This is a genomic window from Bacillus sp. FSL K6-0994 (assembly GCF_038630815.1).
GTDB classification, from domain to species: Bacteria; Bacillota; Bacilli; order Bacillales; family Bacillaceae; genus Bacillus; species Bacillus safensis.
Genome location: NZ_CP152043.1, coordinates 1,352,569 through 1,370,655, shown reverse-complemented (window position 1 = coordinate 1,370,655; position 18,087 = coordinate 1,352,569). Strand labels below are relative to the sequence as shown.

General features: G+C 40.8%; 15 protein-coding genes and 1 pseudogene. 6 read left to right on the top strand and 10 right to left on the bottom strand.

Going from position 1 to position 18,087, the window contains the following annotated elements; translation table 11 throughout:
• Positions 1 to 138: 138 nt before the first annotated feature.
• Complete coding sequence (coxB, locus tag MHB69_RS07015) at positions 139 to 1,206, bottom strand: cytochrome c oxidase subunit II (RefSeq protein WP_034281662.1); 1,068 nt, start codon at positions 1,204 to 1,206, stop codon at positions 139 to 141.
• Positions 1,207 to 1,485: 279 nt separating this feature from the next.
• Positions 1,486 to 2,403 (bottom strand): heme o synthase, encoded by a 918-nt coding sequence (gene cyoE, locus MHB69_RS07010; protein WP_034281660.1) that lies wholly within the window; start codon positions 2,401 to 2,403, stop codon positions 1,486 to 1,488.
• 393 nt (positions 2,404 to 2,796) lie between these two features.
• On the opposite strand from cyoE, the gene MHB69_RS07005 reads away from it, so the two are divergent.
• Positions 2,797 to 3,720 (top strand): heme A synthase, encoded by a 924-nt coding sequence (locus tag MHB69_RS07005; RefSeq protein WP_041118118.1) that lies wholly within the window; start codon positions 2,797 to 2,799, stop codon positions 3,718 to 3,720.
• A gap of 37 nt (positions 3,721 to 3,757) precedes the next feature.
• Here MHB69_RS07005 and MHB69_RS07000 read toward each other — a convergent pair.
• The 5 genes and pseudogenes from MHB69_RS07000 to glsA form a co-directional block, all read right to left on the bottom strand.
• A pseudogene (locus MHB69_RS07000) lies at positions 3,758 to 5,148 on the bottom strand (deoxyribodipyrimidine photo-lyase).
• Between the two features lie 134 nt (positions 5,149 to 5,282).
• A complete protein-coding gene (pyc, locus tag MHB69_RS06995; protein WP_327827899.1) occupies positions 5,283 to 8,729 on the bottom strand; it encodes a pyruvate carboxylase in 3,447 nt (1,148 codons plus the stop codon).
• 79 nt (positions 8,730 to 8,808) lie between these two features.
• On the bottom strand, positions 8,809 to 10,020 hold the full coding sequence (ftsW, locus tag MHB69_RS06990) for a putative lipid II flippase FtsW (RefSeq protein WP_046310843.1): 1,212 nt from the start codon (positions 10,018 to 10,020) through the stop codon (positions 8,809 to 8,811).
• 210 nt (positions 10,021 to 10,230) lie between these two features.
• Positions 10,231 to 10,512, bottom strand: a complete 282-nt coding sequence (locus tag MHB69_RS06985) for a YlaN family protein (protein ID WP_003212509.1) — start codon at positions 10,510 to 10,512, stop codon at positions 10,231 to 10,233.
• A 122-nt stretch (positions 10,513 to 10,634) separates the two neighbouring features.
• Positions 10,635 to 11,564 (bottom strand): glutaminase A, encoded by a 930-nt coding sequence (glsA, locus tag MHB69_RS06980; RefSeq protein ID WP_034281651.1) that lies wholly within the window; start codon positions 11,562 to 11,564, stop codon positions 10,635 to 10,637.
• Between the two features lie 120 nt (positions 11,565 to 11,684).
• Here glsA and MHB69_RS06975 point away from each other — a divergent pair, with 120 nt between their 5' ends.
• Positions 11,685 to 12,167: a peptidyl-prolyl cis-trans isomerase gene (locus MHB69_RS06975; protein ID WP_342496108.1), complete on the top strand. Its 483-nt coding sequence runs from the start codon at positions 11,685 to 11,687 to the stop codon at positions 12,165 to 12,167.
• Between the two features lie 15 nt (positions 12,168 to 12,182).
• Here the strand turns inward: MHB69_RS06975 and MHB69_RS06970 are convergent, their stop codons facing one another.
• Positions 12,183 to 13,505 (bottom strand): PhoH family protein, encoded by a 1,323-nt coding sequence (locus MHB69_RS06970; protein ID WP_025092370.1) that lies wholly within the window; start codon positions 13,503 to 13,505, stop codon positions 12,183 to 12,185.
• A 140-nt stretch (positions 13,506 to 13,645) separates the two neighbouring features.
• Between MHB69_RS06970 and MHB69_RS06965 the strand changes: the two genes are divergently transcribed.
• Together MHB69_RS06965 and MHB69_RS06960 are read left to right on the top strand one after the other, a co-directional pair.
• The gene (locus MHB69_RS06965; protein ID WP_214755226.1) at positions 13,646 to 14,263 is read left to right on the top strand and encodes a YhcN/YlaJ family sporulation lipoprotein; all 618 of its coding nucleotides are present in this window, start codon (positions 13,646 to 13,648) and stop codon (positions 14,261 to 14,263) included.
• Between the two features lie 99 nt (positions 14,264 to 14,362).
• Positions 14,363 to 14,596, top strand: a complete 234-nt coding sequence (locus MHB69_RS06960) for a YlaI family protein (RefSeq protein WP_223250959.1) — start codon at positions 14,363 to 14,365, stop codon at positions 14,594 to 14,596.
• A 31-nt stretch (positions 14,597 to 14,627) separates the two neighbouring features.
• On the opposite strand, the gene MHB69_RS06955 is transcribed toward MHB69_RS06960, so the two are convergent.
• Together MHB69_RS06955 and typA are read right to left on the bottom strand one after the other, a co-directional pair.
• Complete coding sequence (locus tag MHB69_RS06955) at positions 14,628 to 14,951, bottom strand: YlaH-like family protein (RefSeq protein ID WP_003210819.1); 324 nt, start codon at positions 14,949 to 14,951, stop codon at positions 14,628 to 14,630.
• Between the two features lie 54 nt (positions 14,952 to 15,005).
• The gene (typA, locus tag MHB69_RS06950) at positions 15,006 to 16,844 is read right to left on the bottom strand and encodes a translational GTPase TypA (protein WP_041084955.1); all 1,839 of its coding nucleotides are present in this window, start codon (positions 16,842 to 16,844) and stop codon (positions 15,006 to 15,008) included.
• A gap of 113 nt (positions 16,845 to 16,957) precedes the next feature.
• On the opposite strand from typA, the gene MHB69_RS06945 reads away from it, so the two are divergent.
• A complete protein-coding gene (locus tag MHB69_RS06945) occupies positions 16,958 to 17,137 on the top strand; it encodes a DUF5325 family protein (protein ID WP_070325786.1) in 180 nt (59 codons plus the stop codon).
• A gap of 275 nt (positions 17,138 to 17,412) precedes the next feature.
• Positions 17,413 to 18,048, top strand: coding sequence for a hypothetical protein (locus MHB69_RS06940; RefSeq protein ID WP_034281643.1), 636 nt, complete (start codon positions 17,413 to 17,415; stop codon positions 18,046 to 18,048).
• Positions 18,049 to 18,087: the final 39 nt, after the last annotated feature.

Sequence of the window (18,087 nt, the reverse complement as noted above, 5' to 3'; positions counted from 1 at the left end):
ATAGATGTCTTTCTTCACGATCCTTTAAGCAGACTATGTCTGACAGATGACGGCTTCTCGGTTGTAGAGACATATTCGGGAGCTCTTAACAAAAACTTCACATCGATCACATACCCTCTTGAATATCTGCTCTAGTTGTTACTCGATTTTAAGACCTTTTAAATACTCGTAAAGTGCATCTGCTTCTGAGTCATTTAATTTAGGGTACGTTCCTGTCATTTTATTACCTGGTTTAAAGCTTTCCGGATCTTTCAGCCATGCTTTCACATTTTCTTTGTTCATGTCTTTGATTCCAGCTACTTTCGTTCGCTCTCCGAAGGTCGCAAGGTTTGGTGCTGTCCTTGCTGCTTCCGGCCGCTTGTCACCAGGCTCTACTGCGTGACAGCTTAAGCAGTTTTTCTCTTTAAATAGCTTTTCACCCTCTAAAGCGAGATCCTTTGTGGATTCAGGCTTCTTGTAATCAGCCATTTTTTTCGTCCATCCTAAGAACTCATCTTGAGAAAGCGTTTTAACTTTAAAGTCCATTAAAGCATGTGACGGCCCGCAAAGCTCCGCACATTTCCCGTAGAAATATTCCCCTGCATCTTTCGTTCGTTTCGAGTCAAAGGTTAAATAAAATTTGTTCTCATTATCTGTGTTTGTATCAATTTTACCGCCAGCCGATGGAATCCAGAATGAGTGTTTGACATCGGATGCTTTCAGCTTAAAATACACCTTTTGATCTGTTGGTACGATCAATTCCTGACTTGTGACAATCCCATAATCAGGGTATTCAAATTCCCACCAATATAAGCTGGCCCTTACATTAACAACAAGTGTCTTTTCAGGATCTCGTTTTTTCTTATCCATAGCGCTTGTGTCCCCTAGTTCAAGCGTGTATGCAACAACAGGTACAACGAGAATAATGAGTAGAAGAATCGGAATCGCTGTCCATGTGATTTCCAAGTTGCGGTTCCCTTCCACCTGCTTTGGAATCGTATCTTCTCCCACTTTAGAACGTTTGAATTTAATGATGACGTAAAAGAAAATGATCGATACAACAATGACGACAAGAACCATAATAAGTGTACTCAGTACCGTTAGGAAAAACTGTTTATCTGCTACTTCCCCAACTGGCTTGAGTGTTGATAAGTATGGTTCACCACAGCCCGCCAAAACGAGCGTCAGTAAGAGAAACAGTGAATAAACACGCCATTTTCTTATCATAATTTGTCCCAACCCCTTTTGCTTGATCTCCTTTGCCTTTCGCTTTTTACCTCTTATTTATAAAATCACTTCTCACCCATCTATAACCCCCGCCTCTTATAAAAGCACTTACATTTCCTCTTTTCATAAAAAAATGATGTTTTTACTCAAAATACCATCTATGTATAAACAGAAAGCCGCCTAAATAGAACTGAATATCAGGCGGCTTTCATAGTTGTTAGAAAATGTTGTGTTATAAGATATAGCCTTTGTTTTGATGTGATCAAAGTGTATTTCACTCTAGAATAGTGTAATAATAATCATCGCTACGAAAAAGATGGTTAAGTAGTTTAATGAATAAACGAACATGAGCGTCGACCACTTCATGATGTCTTTCATTTTAAAGCCCATAAGGCCAATAACAAGCCATCCAATATTAAGCAATGTACCAAGTGCGACAATCGGCCATCCTAATCCACCTAAGAAAAATGGAAGCGGTAGAAGACATGCTGTCCAAATGATGATCTGGCGTTTTGTGACTTCAAAGCCGTAAACAACTGGCAGCATTGGAATGCCCGCCTTACGGTAATCTTCCGTTTTCTTAATCGCAAGTGACAGGAAGTGCGGGATTTGCCAAATGAACATAATCATAAACAAAACCCAAGCCGTTGTGTCGATTGTACCTGTGACAGCTGTCCAGCCGATTAATGGCGGAACCGCGCCAGATACACTTCCGATAACTGTATTGATCGTGTAATGGCGTTTAGACCACATGGTGTAAAGAACCGCATAAGTAAAGACTCCAATAAATCCAATCACTGCTGATGTAATGGTTGTCATCAGAAGCATAATGAGTCCTAATACAACAAGCAGAATGCCAAATGCATACGCTTGCCCCGGCTGAATTTTACCTGTAACCGTCGGTCTTGTTTTTGTTCTTTCCATTAATATATCAATATCACGGTCAAACGCATTATTAATTGCGCATGAACCGGCAATAATAAGAGAAGAACCAATCATTGTTAACAGCACAATATCAAGATTTCCAAGAAAACTCATACCTGTAAAATAAAAAGCAAGCCACATTCCAGTAAATGTCGTAATGAAATTGGAATTGACGATGCCCATTTTAATCAGAGCAAGAAAATCTTTCCACGCTGTTGTTTCTTCTATTTGTCCATGAATAGCTGCTTCCGCGGCTGTTTTGGAATTTGCCAATGTGTATAACCTCCCTTGCCCAAACCTTCAAACGAACGAATGACACGTAAAATCATTACAACTCTATCATACAAGATAAACAGCTGTAAAAAAACATCCTATTAAATAATAAACGACAAACTTGAAGTTATTTGTGAACTTTTCGTGAATTTATTAGGATATATGTGTGTTTCAGAAGGCGGTGCAAAATGAAATATTCTCTCCTCTATTTCTATCAGACTGTCAAAGAAAGATCAAGCACTCTAAATCTGTAAACTTTGTGAACTAACATATCATTTTTTTGTGAACTTTGGTCATTATGAATTGCAACAGAACACGCATTTGGCTTAAACTTGAGAGCATGTGAGGTTTTCATTTACATCAGAAGTTTTTTAGAGAAGGTGAAATAATTTGATGAAATTTGCTTTAAGGCTATTGAGCGTGATCACAACGTTTGTGATGCTGATCGTGCTGATTGGCGGTGCGCTTGTGACGAAAACCGGTTCGGGTCTTGGCTGCGGTAGACAGTGGCCCCTTTGCCACGGTCGTTTCTTTCCTGAAATGAACCCCGCTTCCATCATCGAATGGAGTCACCGCATGTCAACAGGGGTTTCCACCATTCTTGTTCTGGCACTGGCGGTCTTATGCTGGAAAAAAATTAGTCCAGTATTCCGTGAAACCAAATTTTTGGTCATCATGTCCATTATATTTTTAATGCTTCAAGCGCTGTTAGGAGCTCTTGCCGTCGTATTTGGTTCTAACGCACTTGTGATGGCACTGCACTTCGGTATTTCACTCATTTCATTTGCTTCAGTATTACTGCTTGCACTTCTTGTCTTTGAAGCAACCAGATCTGAAACAAAGCTTGTGAAGCCGCTTCATATCGGCAAAAAAATGCAGTTCCATATTTATGGGTTGATCACGTATACGTATATCGTGGTATATACGGGCGCTTATGTGAGACATACAAAGTCAAGCCTTGCTTGTTCTGTCTTCCCGTTTTGTTCAAAAGACGGTGCGCTTCCAGCGTATTTTAATCAGTGGGTTCAAATGTCTCACCGAGCAGCAGCACTTCTTTTATTCGTCTGGATATTTGTCGCTATGTTCCATGCCCTGAAACATTATAAAGAACAGAAGCAGCTGTATTATGGATGGATCATTTCAGCCATTCTCATTACACTTCAAGCCATTTCAGGTGTGATGTCTGTTTATTCTCAGCTTGCACTTGGTTACGCGCTGGCTCATTCATTCTTTATTTCTTGTTTGTTTGGGGTGCTATGCTACTTCTGCTTACTTATTGCCCGGTTTAAATATGAAAGCAAAGAGCCATTTAGATAAAAATTGTATCCCCCTTTCATGTAGAGAGGGGGATTCTTTATTGTCGTTTTGCTTCTTCGAATAGCGAGATGGCTTTTTTGCGTCTTTCCTTGTGATCAACTGTCGGCAGCGGGTATGTATCACCCAGCACACAGCTCGATTTCAGTTGTTCATCTACCGGCATTTTACTTGGTTCATGAATCCATTTTTCCTCAACATGCTCTAGCTCTGGTACATATCTTCTAATATATTCCCCGCTTGGATCAAACCGCTTCGACTGGGTCGTTGGGTTAAAAATACGGAAGTACGGCACGGCATCTGTCCCAACAGAAGCTGCCCACTGAAATCCTCCAATATTCGAAGCCTCATCATAATCCACAAGCTTTTTTGCAAAATACGCTTCTCCCTTTCTCCAATCAATCAAATAGTCCTTTGTTAAAAATGAAGCGGTAACCATTCTTAAACGATTATGCATCCAGCCCTCCTCATTTAATTGTCTCATCCCTGCATCAACGAGAGGAAAGCCTGTTTCACCCTTACACCATGCTTCAAACAGCGTCTCATCTTCATTCCTTGAAATGCTGAATTGATTTCTTTTTCTTTCATCTCTGGATAATGAGCATAAATCATATGGTAAAAATCTCGCCACGCCAGCTCTTTGATAAAGGTTTCTCTGCCCTCGTCGTCAAACAGCCCCTCCTCATGAATCGCATGAAAGATCGTTCGAATTGAGATGGTCCCTGTTTTTAAGAAACGTGACAGCTTACTCGTTCCAAAAACAGATGGAATATCTCGTTTTTCATGGTAACGTGTTAGTCTTTTTTGGATAAAGTCTTGCAGCGTGTTCATCGCTTTGTGTGAGCCGATTTGATCAAATTTTCTTGAGCATCTCATGATTAGACTGCGCAGTTTGTCATTCCCTTTGTGTGAAAGTGACTCATCACAAATCGTATGAGCGCTATTGAGAAATGATTTGTCAACTTTTATCACAGGCTGCTTCTCTTGCTTTCGCCATGATTGATAGTATGGAGTAAACACTTGATAATGAGTGCCATCCCTTTTTAAAATATCTTGCGCCCCGTGAAGGTGTGTATCTTGCCATTTTGATACATGAATGCCCTTCTTTTCTAAAAAATCGGTTACTTGATGGTCACGCTTTTGACCGATTCCCACTTGATCTTCATTAAAAAAGACAGCTTTGATGTCATACACATCGATAACTTGCTGAAAGGCACGCAAGACATCGCCATAGAGAAGATGAACATACATTTGAGATTCTCTTGCTTTCTTGATAAAATGCGCCAAGCTTTGAAAAAAATGTTCGTTGTTTAAATCGAGGTCCATTTCAGTAAAAAATGGATCTAGATGATAAAGAGCAAATAATTTGTACTCGTGTTTTTTTGCATATGTGATCGCTTTTGATAAGGCGATATGATCATCTAATCGCATATCCCGGCGAAACCAAATCACAACAATGTTGTCCAACCTTCTTCACCTCACTCTATAGTGTAATCACTCTCACTGGCTGCTGCACATTTTAATGCGCTCAAAAAAGACACATCACGGTGGATGTGTCTCACTTCTTATTCAGGCTTTAATACGATTAACAGATCACCGGTTTGAATCGGTTCTCCATTTGTCACATGTATTTCATCTACGACCGCAGAAAATGGTGCTTGTACAGTCGTTTCCATTTTCATGGCTTCATTGATCATCAAATGCTCACCTTGTGAAATTTTCTGCCCTTTTTCCACGAGTACTTTAATGACAGTGCCTGGCATCGATGCGGCGATGTGATTTGGATTTGAACGGTCAGCCTTCATTTTTTCTTGAACGGAGGATTTGATGCTTTCATCCTTAATCACCACTTCACGCGGCTGGCCATTTAACTCAAAGTAAAGAACTCTTGTGGCATCTGGATTCGGTTCACCAATTGATACGAGTTTGACAATCAGGGTTTTTCCTTTTTCGATTTCTACCTCAATCTCTTCTCCAAGCCTCATCCCGTAGAAGAACGTTGGTGTATCAAGAACAGAGATGTCACCATAGCTTTCTGCTGTTTGGACAAATTCAGAAAAGACTTTCGGATATAAGGCATACGCAATTGCGTCTTGCTCTGTTAACGTCAGGTCATGAGATTCTTTGAACTGCTTCTTAATGTCTTCAAAGTCCACTGGCTTCAGCTTCTCACCAGGTCTGACAGTAAGAGGCTCTTCCCCTTTTAAAATCAGCTTTTGCAGCTTTTCTGGGAATCCGCCATGCGGCTGGCCTAAATAGCCTTTAAATAATTCCACAACAGAATCCGGGAAGTCTAGTGTTGCGCCTTTTTCATAAACATCTTCTTCTGTTAGATCATTTTGCACCATGTAAAGTGCCATATCTCCAACTACTTTAGAGGATGGTGTTACCTTTACAATATCACCAAACATGTCATTCACACGTCTGTACATTTCCTTTACTTCATTCCAGCGCTCGCCAAGACCGACACCTTTCGCCTGCTGCTGCAAGTTACTATATTGACCGCCAGGCATTTCATGCTCATAAATTTCTGTATGAGGCGAATTCATGCCGCTTTCAAATTCATGATAGTATTTTCTGACGGAATCCCAGTATTGAGAAAGGCGTTCGACAGATTGGACGTTCATGTCTGGCTTTCTTTCATGACCATCTAAAGCATAATAAAGCGAGCTTGCACTTGGCTGCGATGTGAGTCCTGCCATAGAGCTGACGGCAACATCCACAATATCAACACCTGCATCAATCGCTCTTGCATAGGTGAACAGTCCATTTCCACTCGTGTCATGCGTATGAAGGTGGATAGGGATCGTAAGCTCATCTTTTAAAGCAGAGACTAGCTCGTAGGCTGCCTGCGGTTTTAATAGCCCCGCCATATCTTTAATACCTAAAATATGCGCGCCGGCAGATTCAAGCTCTTTTGCAAGAGATACATAGTAATCAAGATCATATTTTGGACGAGATGGATCAAGAATATCTCCCGTATAACAAATGGCCGCCTCTGCCACTTTGCCTGATTCCCGAACAGAATCAATGGCAAGCGTCATGCCTTTGACCCAGTTTAAGCTGTCGAAAATACGGAACACATCAATGCCTGCCTCGGCTGATTCTTTTACAAATGCTTTGATCACATTATCCGGATAGTTTGTATATCCGACAGCATTTGATGATCTTAACAGCATTTGGAACAGCGTGTTTGGCACTTCATGACGAAGCTCTTTCAATCGTTCCCAAGGATCTTCTTTTAAGAAACGGTACGCAACATCAAATGTAGCGCCGCCCCACATTTCCATACTAAACAGCTCTGGCCATAAACCTGCTGTCGGCTGGGCAACTTTCTTTAAATCATGTGTTCTGAAGCGTGTCGCAAGCAGAGACTGATGCGCATCTCTAAAGGTTGTGTCAGTTAAAAGGACGTTATTTTGTTCTTTTACCCAGTTGGCAAGTCCCTCAGGTCCATGCGTATCTAACAATTGTTTTGTTCCAGACGGAATCTCTTGATTAAGAGGAAGCTTCGGTACGTCTGGCTTGTCAAAATGAGGCTTCTTTTTCTCCGCAATACCTGGGAACCCATTAATGGTAACGTTACCAATATAAGTCAGCATCTTCGTTCCGCGGTCTTTTTGCTTAGGGAAATTAAATAGCTCTGGCGTTGAGTCGATAAACGATGTATCGTATTCCCCTTTTAGGAATTTCTCATGCTTAGCCACATTTTCAAGAAATGGGATGTTAGTTTTAATCCCGCGAATCCTGAATTCTTGTAAATTTCGGACCATTTTAGCAGCCGCTTGATCAAATGTGAGCGCCCATGTAGACAGCTTGACCAATAGTGAGTCGTAATAAGGTGTAATGACCGCACCTTGGAAGCTGTTCCCTGTATCAAGACGTACACCAAATCCCCCACCTGAGCGGTAGGCCATAATTTTTCCTGTGTCTGGCATAAAGTCATTTAAAGGATCTTCTGTTGTGACCCTTGATTGAATGGCAAAGCCGTGTGTAAAGATATCTTCTTGCTTTGGAATACCAACTTCTTTGCTGTGAAGGTTATGCCCCTTTGCAACAAGAATTTGGGTTTGAACGATATCGACACCTGTGATCATTTCTGTAATCGTGTGTTCTACCTGCACCCTTGGATTGACTTCAATAAAGTAAAACTCTCCATTTGCAACAAGGAATTCTACAGTCCCTGCATTAATGTACGATACATTCTTGGCCAGCTGGACAGCTGCTTCGCAAATATCTTCACGCAATTGATCTGTTAGAGACACACTTGGCGCCACTTCAATGACCTTTTGATGCCGCCTTTGAACAGAGCAGTCACGCTCATATAAATGAATGATATTGCCGTGATTGTCTCCAATCACCTGCACTTCAATATGTTTTGGATTTTCAATCAGCTTTTCAACGTATACTTCGTCATTTCCAAAAGCAGCTTTTGCCTCTGACTTCGCACGGTCATAGGCTTCCTTCAGCTCTTCTTTTGATCTGACAATGCGCATACCCCGGCCGCCGCCGCCTAGTGAAGCTTTAATAATAAACGGGTAACCGTATTCTTCACCGAATTTTTCGACTTCTTCGACCGAATCAACTGGTCCGTCACTTCCTGGAATGACTGGAATACCAGCCTTTTTCGCTTCATCTCTCGCCTTTACTTTATCTCCAAACATATCTAAATGCTGAGAAGTTGGACCGATAAATTGAATGCCTTCCTCTTCGCATCGTCTTGCAAAATGAATGTTTTCGGATAAAAATCCGTAGCCTGGATGAATCGCATCCACGTCATTTCGTTTTGCAATTTCGATGATCCCCTCGATATCGAGGTAGGCATCAATCGGTTTCTTCCCTTCTCCAACTAGATATGCTTCATCAGCTTTATAGCGATGATAAGAGCCCGAGTCTTCTTTGGAATAAATGGCCACTGTACGTAAGTTGAGCTCCGTACAGGCCCTGAAGACTCTGATAGCGATTTCCCCTCTGTTTGCAACTAGAACCTTTTGAATTGTTCTCTGTGACATTCTCACTCCTCCATATCCCTTAAAATTTTATATGTACTCTATAATAAAGGAAGAAATGAAAACTGTACACTTTTGTTTTCTAAAGATTCAAAGTTTTCTGCAATCCATTTTTTTCAACCGATGGTTTGCTCATTGATTTTTTCTTTTTATAACGCTCTTTATATTCAGTAAACATGCTGATATTCAGCAGCATTCCCATACAGATGCTAAGTAAAATGATAGACGATCCCCCGTAGCTGATAAACGGAAGTGTCACCCCAGTAATTGGAATAAGACCTGAAACACCGCCTAAATTGATACAAGTTTGGATCGCAATCATGGAGGAAATTCCTATTGCAAGCAAACTTCCAAACGGATCTTCACACTTTCTCGCAATATAAAAACCTTTCACGACGATGAAACCAAGAAGAGCGAGAACAAAAAACACGCCGAAAAAACCAAGCTCTTCTGAGATAATTGCCATGATAAAATCTGTGTGCGGTTCTGGAAGATACCCGTACTTTTGAACACTTTCCCCTAGACCGAGTCCAAAAAAGCCGCCTGATCCAATCGCATAATATGAATTAATCAATTGATGCCCAGTAGCCCCTGCATCTTTAAATGGATCTTGGAAACTCTCAAAACGTCCGAGACGATTCTGCGTGAAAATTTTATCCCAAAAAAGAATAATAAACGGGGTCACGACGACCATCACTGCACTAAATAGCGCCAGCAGCTTCGCAAGCGTTTTGCCGCTAAAGCCTGAGCATAAAATCATCGCAAGGGCAATCATGCCAATAATAAAGGCTGTCCCATAGTCTGGCTGCAAAATGATAAATCCGCACAGGATAGAGACAATCACGATTGGAGGCGTGACACCTCTTAAAATATGATCAATATAATGCTGCTTTTTGGCATAGACCGCAGCAAGATAGATGATGACGACAATCTTCACAAATTCAGCTGGCTGAAGACTAAAAGGGCCTAATTTGATCCAGCTTCTTGCGTTCCCTGCAACATGACCGAGAAAGTACACATAGATGAGGGAAAAAACTGAAATCAGCAGCATACCAATCTGGAATTTCTTATTTGAAAACAGCTGATATGGAACTAATGCTGTAAAGATTAAGATGGCTGCTCCAACAATCATAAATAAGAGCTGTTTCTTAAAAAAGTTATCTGGCGCGGCATCGTATCTGATAACAGATGTAATCATACTTGAGCTATATACCATAACCAAACCGAATGCGCTGATTAAGATGATGGCGAACAATAATGAGTAGTCATACGATTTTAGCATTCTCTTTAACATATAATCCTCTTCCTAACGTCTGTTTCTACTGCTTGATATCTTCTTAGCTGTTCTTATTCTACTACATTTTCTCCGTTTGATCCCGTTTTACCTCTTTTATATTGTTCGTCATTCATGAAAGAATCAAGTCCGTTTGCCGTCAATCCATCAAAAGAAATGAGAGGACAAAAAAACTCAAACCTATGTTGTGGAAGTTTGAGTTTTCAATCGTTATTTTTTTGTGAACGCATCATGAAGTGCGGAAAGCTCTCTCTCAAGTTTATCGAGTAGTTTCTTGCCTTCATGTTGATCAACTAATCCAAGCCGGACAGCAAAATCAATCTCCCTCGATAATCCGAACATTTGAGTATCTAAAACCTCTTCATAAAGAGGACATTGCGGCATCGTTAAGTTGTCCATTTGCACTTGGATCAATTTTAAAATTTTATCTGCATCCAATTTTAATAAAGCCAGTGCTTTTTGCCGATGATCGACTAAAATTTCTGACGCCAAAAGTATCCCTCCGTTCCCCAGGCGAGTACCTAATTCTTCTATTTATCATAAAGCGAAACGCCCAAAATTGCAAGCAGATTTGTACAGTTCGCTTTGTAAAAATAAAAAGAAGACATTCCTCATTAAAAGATACTCATCTCATATTTTTCACTCATGAGCTCAAGCAGCTTAATCCCAGCAATACTATTCCCTTTTTCATCCAGGGCAGGACCGAAAATTCCGATCCCAAAATCATATGGTGCCGCTCCCATAATCCCGCCTGAAACACCGCTTTTAGCAGGTATGCCGATATTAATGGCAAATTCCCCGCTTGCATTATACATGCCGCACGTCACCATAAAGGTTTTACAAATTCTAGCGACATCTTTTGAAAGAATTTGCTGGCCCGTCTCTGGATGTCTGCCATCTAATGAAAAAACACAAGCAATTTTCGCCAAATCTAAGCTGTTCATCATGATGGCGCATTGTTTCGTATACACGTCCATGACCTCTTCTACGTTCCCTCTAATAATATGATATTGCTTCATATAATAGCACATAGCCCGGTTAATCATCGATGTCTCAAATTCGGATGCCGCTGTCTCTTTGCAGTATGTAATGCTTTTATCATTTGCGAGCTCTCTAATAAAGCCAAGAAGGCGGTTCAGCTGATCTTGCGGAGTCGCTCCTCTTATTAAGCTTGTGACTGCAAGCGCTCCTGCATTAATCATTGGATTTAGCGGCTTATTCGGACTTGCTGTTTCCAGCTTAATCATTGAATTAAACGGATCACCTGTAGGCTCTTGTCCAACAAATTGAAAGACTTTTTTTGGCCCTTCTTCTGAGAGTACGAGCGCAAGGGCTAATACTTTAGAAATACTTTGCAGGGTAAAGCGTTTATCTACATCTCCTGCCGAGTGGCAAGTATTACTCACATGGTACACAGCCACAGATAAATCCGTCTGATCCGCTTTGGCAAGAGCGGGAATATAGGATGCTACTTTGCCATCTTTGGCCACTTTTTTTGCTTCTTCTACAAATCGCTGAAGCTCTTCATTGTCGCGACATGCCATGCCCAATATCCTCCCTATGTTTCATGTACGATTAGTGTGTACAAGGAGAAGCATGTTTATGAAAGTGACAAAGCAGGAGAAAACTTCTATAATTTATGGTGGAAAGGGGTTGTCTTGAACATGAGTATCATTCAAATTAAGGGGAACGTAAAGTACAAGATCACCATTGATCCAAGTGTATGGATTTTTGATGACCGCAAATTTTTAATGGATTCATTTTTTGAAAACAGCGCAGCAAATGAAGAAAATCAGCTGGATCAGGAGCTTGACCAAGAGCGGGTGATCAGAGAAGGTCAAACACTTCCACCCACTTTAAAAACAGAGAAGAAGTACGAAAAGGAAAGACTCGTCACAGGCAGCTTCGGAATGAAGCTGGGTGATATGCTGAAAAATGCAGAACCGCTTGAACATGCAGACACATGCGAATTTGTCACAGAAACAGAGACAATTGCTGTTCCGCTTTCTCAGGCAATGGAAAGCATTGCACACTTCAGCCAAAATGGGAAGCCGATGACTGAAGAAGGACCAATCCACGTTTATTTCGCAGATCAGTCCAACCTCACTCAGCCGATAACAGGTGTCAAAGAGCTCATCATTACATAAGACAGAGGGTCTGGACTACAGCAAATCAGCTGCAAGCTGTGCAAGTCCAGACCTTTCTCCTTTGACAAGCTTGACATGTCCAGATATTTGCTGTCCTTTGAACCGCTCAATGACATACGTAAGCCCATTATTTAAGCTGTCTAAATAAGGATGATCAATCTGCTCCGGGTCCCCCATCAGCACAATTTTACTTCCCTCTCCGACGCGCGTTAATAATGTTTTCACCTCGTGTTTCGTTAAATTCTGCGCCTCATCAATGATAATAAATTGATCAGGGATACTTCTTCCGCGGATATACGTTAAAGCTTCGACTTGAATAGAACCAATACCCGCCAAAATCGCATCAAGTTCACCAGGTTTTTTTGTATTAAATAAAAATTCCAGGTTGTCATAAATCGGCTGCATCCATGGTCTGAGTTTCTCTTCCTTTTCACCTGGCAAGTAGCCTAAATCCTTGCCGACAGGAACAATGGAACGGGCTACGATCAGTTTTTTAAACATGCCGAGATCCTCTGTCTGCATTAATCCGGCAGCAAGTGCAAGCAGTGTTTTACCAGTACCCGCTTTTCCGATCAATGTCACAAGCGGAATATCACGGCGCAATAGCAGCTCTAGGGCCATCGTCTGCTGAACATTTTTCGGACGGATTCCCCAAACATGCTCTTGATCATAAATGAGGCGTTTCACGTGCTCTGCCTTTTGATCAAGCATTCCTAAAGCAGAACCGCCTTCATTCCCCTTCATAATGACAAATTGATGAGGGTTTAATGGTGCACTTGTGACCTCTTTTATCGGCAATTGACTTTGCTTATAAAATGTATTCAATTGCTCGGTCGGAATATAGAGCTCATGATAGCCGTTATCAATGTCTTCGTTTTGCAGCACACGGTCACTTAAGAAGTCCTCTGCCTGAAGACCTATCGCATCTGCCTTTACCCTGACTAAGACATCCTTACTGACCAAAATGACAGGCCGGCCGTGAGGCTTTGTTTCTTCCTCTAAGCTCAAATTTTTCGCGACCGCTAAAATCCGATTATCGTTCGTTTTTTCAATAAAAATTTCTTGAAGTTCATGGAAAGAGCGATGATTCAGCTCGATGCGCAGCGTCCCTTTTGACTCTAGCGTGATTTTTTCATGCAGTTTCCCTTTCGATCTCAAACCGTCGATTAAACGTGAGACGCGCCGGGCGTTTTGCCCAACCTCGTCCATGTATCTCTTTTTCGAGTCTACTTCTTCTAACACAACGGCCGGAATGACGACTTCGTTGTCTTCAAATGAAAAGATTGAATTCGGATCCTGTAATAACACATTTGTGTCTAATACATAAATTTTACTCAGGTCCTTCGCCTCCTGATCGGGGTTTCATTCATCCTTGTCTTTCCCAAAACGATTGTTAAAATATATGTTTTCATGAATAAAGTTAGAAGGTTAATTCAACAATAAAATAAATCATGCAGTTTGTGAAGGAGGGAATTTAGATGCGACTATTTTTAACATTATTCATGATTCAAACGATCATTCTGTTAGGCGCTTGCCAGCAGCAGGAAAAGCCAGAAGCGCTGGACAAGCAAGATGGACGCCAGCACTTAGTACGGGTGTCAGACTCATCCAAGAAAAAGACAAATCAAGCCCGCCCATCTACAGATGTTGCGCAGCATCTTGTCAATGTGACAGAGCATGTAGCAGATGTCAATGATGCAACGGCAATTGTCATCGGCCGCTATGCTGTTGTTGGTATTGATGTAAAAGATGATTTAGATAGAAGCAAAGTAGAAACCATTAAATATTCAGTTGCAAAAGCGCTGAGAAATGACCCTGAAGGTGCAAATGCTGTTGTGGTTGCTGATCCAGATACAGTCAGCCGTTTAAAAGAAATGGGCAAAGAAATCCAAGCAGGCCGTCCGGTAAGCGGTATTATGGACGAACTGGCTGCCATTGTCGGCCGCGTGATGCCAGAGATGCCGAGAAATGAGATCGAGCGTAACGAAAAAGATCCGACAAATGATCCGAATAATCAGCTCAAAGAACATGATCAAAAGCAGTTAGAAAAAAATCAAAACGACCAATCAAACCATCATATGAATCAGAAGAAATAATGAGAACGGCTTATATCTCCTGTGATATAAGCCTTTTTCTACGCTGATTTTAAGTAGTTGGAAAACATGCTATAATAAATGCAATAAAGTGAGGTGAAAATGATGAGAGTGAAGTGCTCATTATGTGAAAAGCTTGAAACCATTGATGATGATACACTTGTTGCTAAACGGTTAAGAAACCGGCCAATTCATACATATATGTGCGATGACTGCCAAGAACGCATTAAAATAAAGACTGAAGCTCGCATCAAAACTGGCAGATTCTCTCTTTATCAGGATCCTGCGACGAAAGAGAAAAAGAAGAAAAAAGGAAAGAAAGAACAAAAGACATAAAAAAAGACCTGACACATGTTCAGGTCTTTTTTTACGTATTAACTGTTCCTTCTTTTTTCGCACGATGCAGCCGTATTTTATAAATAATCAAAATGGCAGCTGCCACAACCAGTCCTTCCGCTACTGGAAGGAAGATACCTAGAAATGTGAGAAACGTGCAGCCAAAAATCAAAAACAAATAAATCACGAGCGCTTTTAAAATCGGTAAACGTCTTGCAAAGCCGAGTTTAAAAACAATAATCGCTAAAACAAGGATGGTGCCATATAGGAGCCACATCCCTGTTTGCGGATTTTCATCGACACGAAACAGCATCGCGAAAAAGGATAGATTTTCACTTACTTCCTGATCATTCAAAAAGATTCCCTCCCCTTATCTTTCAGGGTTCTATCTTTTTAATTCTTCATGGAATTAAGATAATCCTGCTAGCTTTTTCTTCTTCGCTGCTTTCTCACGTTCGTTTTTGTCTAAAATTTTCTTTCTAAGACGAATTGATTCAGGTGTAACCTCACAGTATTCGTCTTCATTCAAGTACTCAAGAGATTCCTCAAGTGACATAATACGAGGTTTTTTCATGCTAACCGTTTGATCTTTCGTCGCTGAACGTACGTTTGTTTGTTGTTTCATACGGCTTACGTTTACAACAAGGTCATTCTCACGATTATGCTCCCCAACAATCATCCCTTGGTATACTTCAGTACCCGGCTCAACGAAGATCACACCGCGCTCTTCAACACCTTGGATTCCGTAAGCAGTCGCTTTACCTGTTTCCATTGAAACAAGTACACCTTGACGGCGTCCGCCAACTTGACCAGACTGCATTGGCTGGTAGCTGTCAAACGTATGGTTCAAAATACCAAAACCACGAGTTAATGAAAGAAATTCAGTTGTATAACCAATTAAACCACGTGATGGCACTGTAAAGATCAGGCGAACTTGACCGTTACCATTATTGATCATGTCAATCATTTCACCTTTTCTTGCACCCATTGATTCCATAACAGAGCCAGTATGCTCTTCTGGTACATCAATTTGAACGCGCTCAACAGGTTCACATCGAACACCATCAACTTCTTTTACAATAACTTCTGGCTTCGATACTTGTAATTCAAATCCTTCACGTCTCATATTCTCAATGAGAATGGATAAGTGAAGCTCTCCGCGTCCAGAAACAACCCAAGCATCAGGTGAATCAGTTGGATCCACACGAAGACTGACGTCTGTTTGAAGCTGCTGCTCTAAACGCTCTTCAATTTTACGTGATGTCACGTATTTTCCTTCACGGCCTGCAAATGGGCTGTTGTTTACAACAAACGTCATTTGAAGTGTCGGCTCATCAATACGAAGGATTGGAAGTGCTTCTTGGTGTTCTACCGGACAAACCGTTTCACCTACGTTGATGTCTTCCATTCCAGATACAGCGACAAGATCTCCCGCTTTCGCTTCGTTGATTTCCACTCGTTTTAACCCTTGGAAACCAAAGATCTTTGTTACTCGGAATTGTTTCACAGTGCCGTCGACTTTCATCAAGGCTACCTGCTGTCCTACTTGCATTGTTCCTCTGAATACACGGCCAATTCCAATTCTGCCAACATAATCATTGTAATCAAGTAGTGCCACTTGGAATTGAAGCGGCTCTTCATGGTTATCAACTGGGCAAGGAATATGGTTCACAATGGCTTCAAACAAAGATTCCATGTTTTCATCTTGCTTGCTCGCATCGTTACTTGCTGTACCATTGATTGCTGATGCATAGACAACTGGGAATTCAAGCTGTTCTTCTGTTGCATCCAATTCAATGAACAAGTCGATCACTTCATCAACTACTTCAGCCGGACGAGCAAAGTCGCGGTCAATTTTATTGACGACAACGATTGGTGTTAAGTTTTGCTCAAGTGCTTTTTTCAGCACAAAGCGTGTTTGAGGCATACAGCCTTCATAAGCATCCACAACGAGGAGTACACCATCTACCATTTTCATGATACGCTCAACTTCACCACCGAAATCGGCGTGTCCTGGTGTATCTAAAATATTAATGCGTGTATCTTTATAATGGATCGCAGTATTTTTAGCTAAAATCGTAATACCGCGCTCTCGCTCTAAATCATTTGAATCCATGGCTCTCTCAGCGATATTTTCATTCGCACGGAAAGTACCAGCTTGATGGAGCAATTGGTCAACAAGCGTCGTTTTACCATGGTCAACGTGGGCAATAATTGCGATGTTGCGAAGGTCTTTTCGAAGTTTCACATTTTCATCTCCTAAAATAATTAGATAACTTTCATATTATATCACAATCCCCTTTAAATGCCGATCGTTTTTCTGTAAACTTATATTAACTCTAAAAAAAGGGATGGAGACAAATGAAACAAATCAAATGGCTTCTATTATTATGTGCATTACTTGCAGTTGTCAGTATGGCGTTTATTGGGGTATCTCTTGCAGAAAAAAACATGCTGGGCATATGTTTTAGTATCGTGTTCGCCATGATTTTCATGGGTACAGGATTTACATTAAAAAGAAAATTAAACGTGCAATCATAAAATTAGTTAAAAGCCTTTTACATTCTATATGTAGAAGGCTTTTTATTTTGAGTAAAAACAAGACAAATCACCTATGAAAGCTCCATTTTGCAGACGGAACGTATCTTGAAGAATTGACAAAAGTAAGCAATCTGCACCCCTATATTTTTCGACAAGAACTTTTATAGTTCTCCAAAATCAAACAGAAAGTTACATTTTTCCTATTCTTCCACAAAGTTTCTCATGGTATGCTTTTCTTGCAACAAAATTTAACAGAAAAGGGAGAGAAAAGAAGCATGAAGAAGTTTTTGAGCAAATCGCTCAGCTCTGTTGTATTTTTCGCTTTAGCTATCATTCTTACTTTCACAACAGTAGCTCCTGGGCAAGCAAGCGCTGCAACTTTCAAAGGAATTCCTTTTGAACAGCAGCAAATCATTAAAGAATTATTGGAGAAAAACGAGCGTGTCATCAACATTCTCATCAATTCATTTGTTGAGGAAGACAACAGCTACACATTTGATGTGAAAAAAGCTGTTGAGCTCGGACTAACTGAAGAAGAAGCGGCGACTGCTGAGAAATTCTTAGATCGCGCAGCTGTTCTTACAATCGTTTTCAGTGAAAGCATCACTAAAAACGAAAAAGGGAAATTGGTTTTTGATGCAGCAAAAGCTGTTGAACTTGGTCTTACAAAAGAAGAAGCGGCTAAATTTGAAAAGCTTTTCAAATCAGTGATCAGAATTGCTGATCTTGCTGGTGATGCCCTTGTTCTAGACAAAAAAGGAAACGTTGTGATTGATTCAAAAATCGCAAAAGGTCTTGGATTCAGCTCTACTGAATTACTTGTTTTCAACCAAATGCTTAAGAAAATTCCTCAAGAGCAATTGAAAACGTTCTATGATGCAGTTCAAATTGCGAAAGAAAAATTAAGCTAATCTCAGAAAAACTCCCACCTGGTTCATCCAGATGGGGGT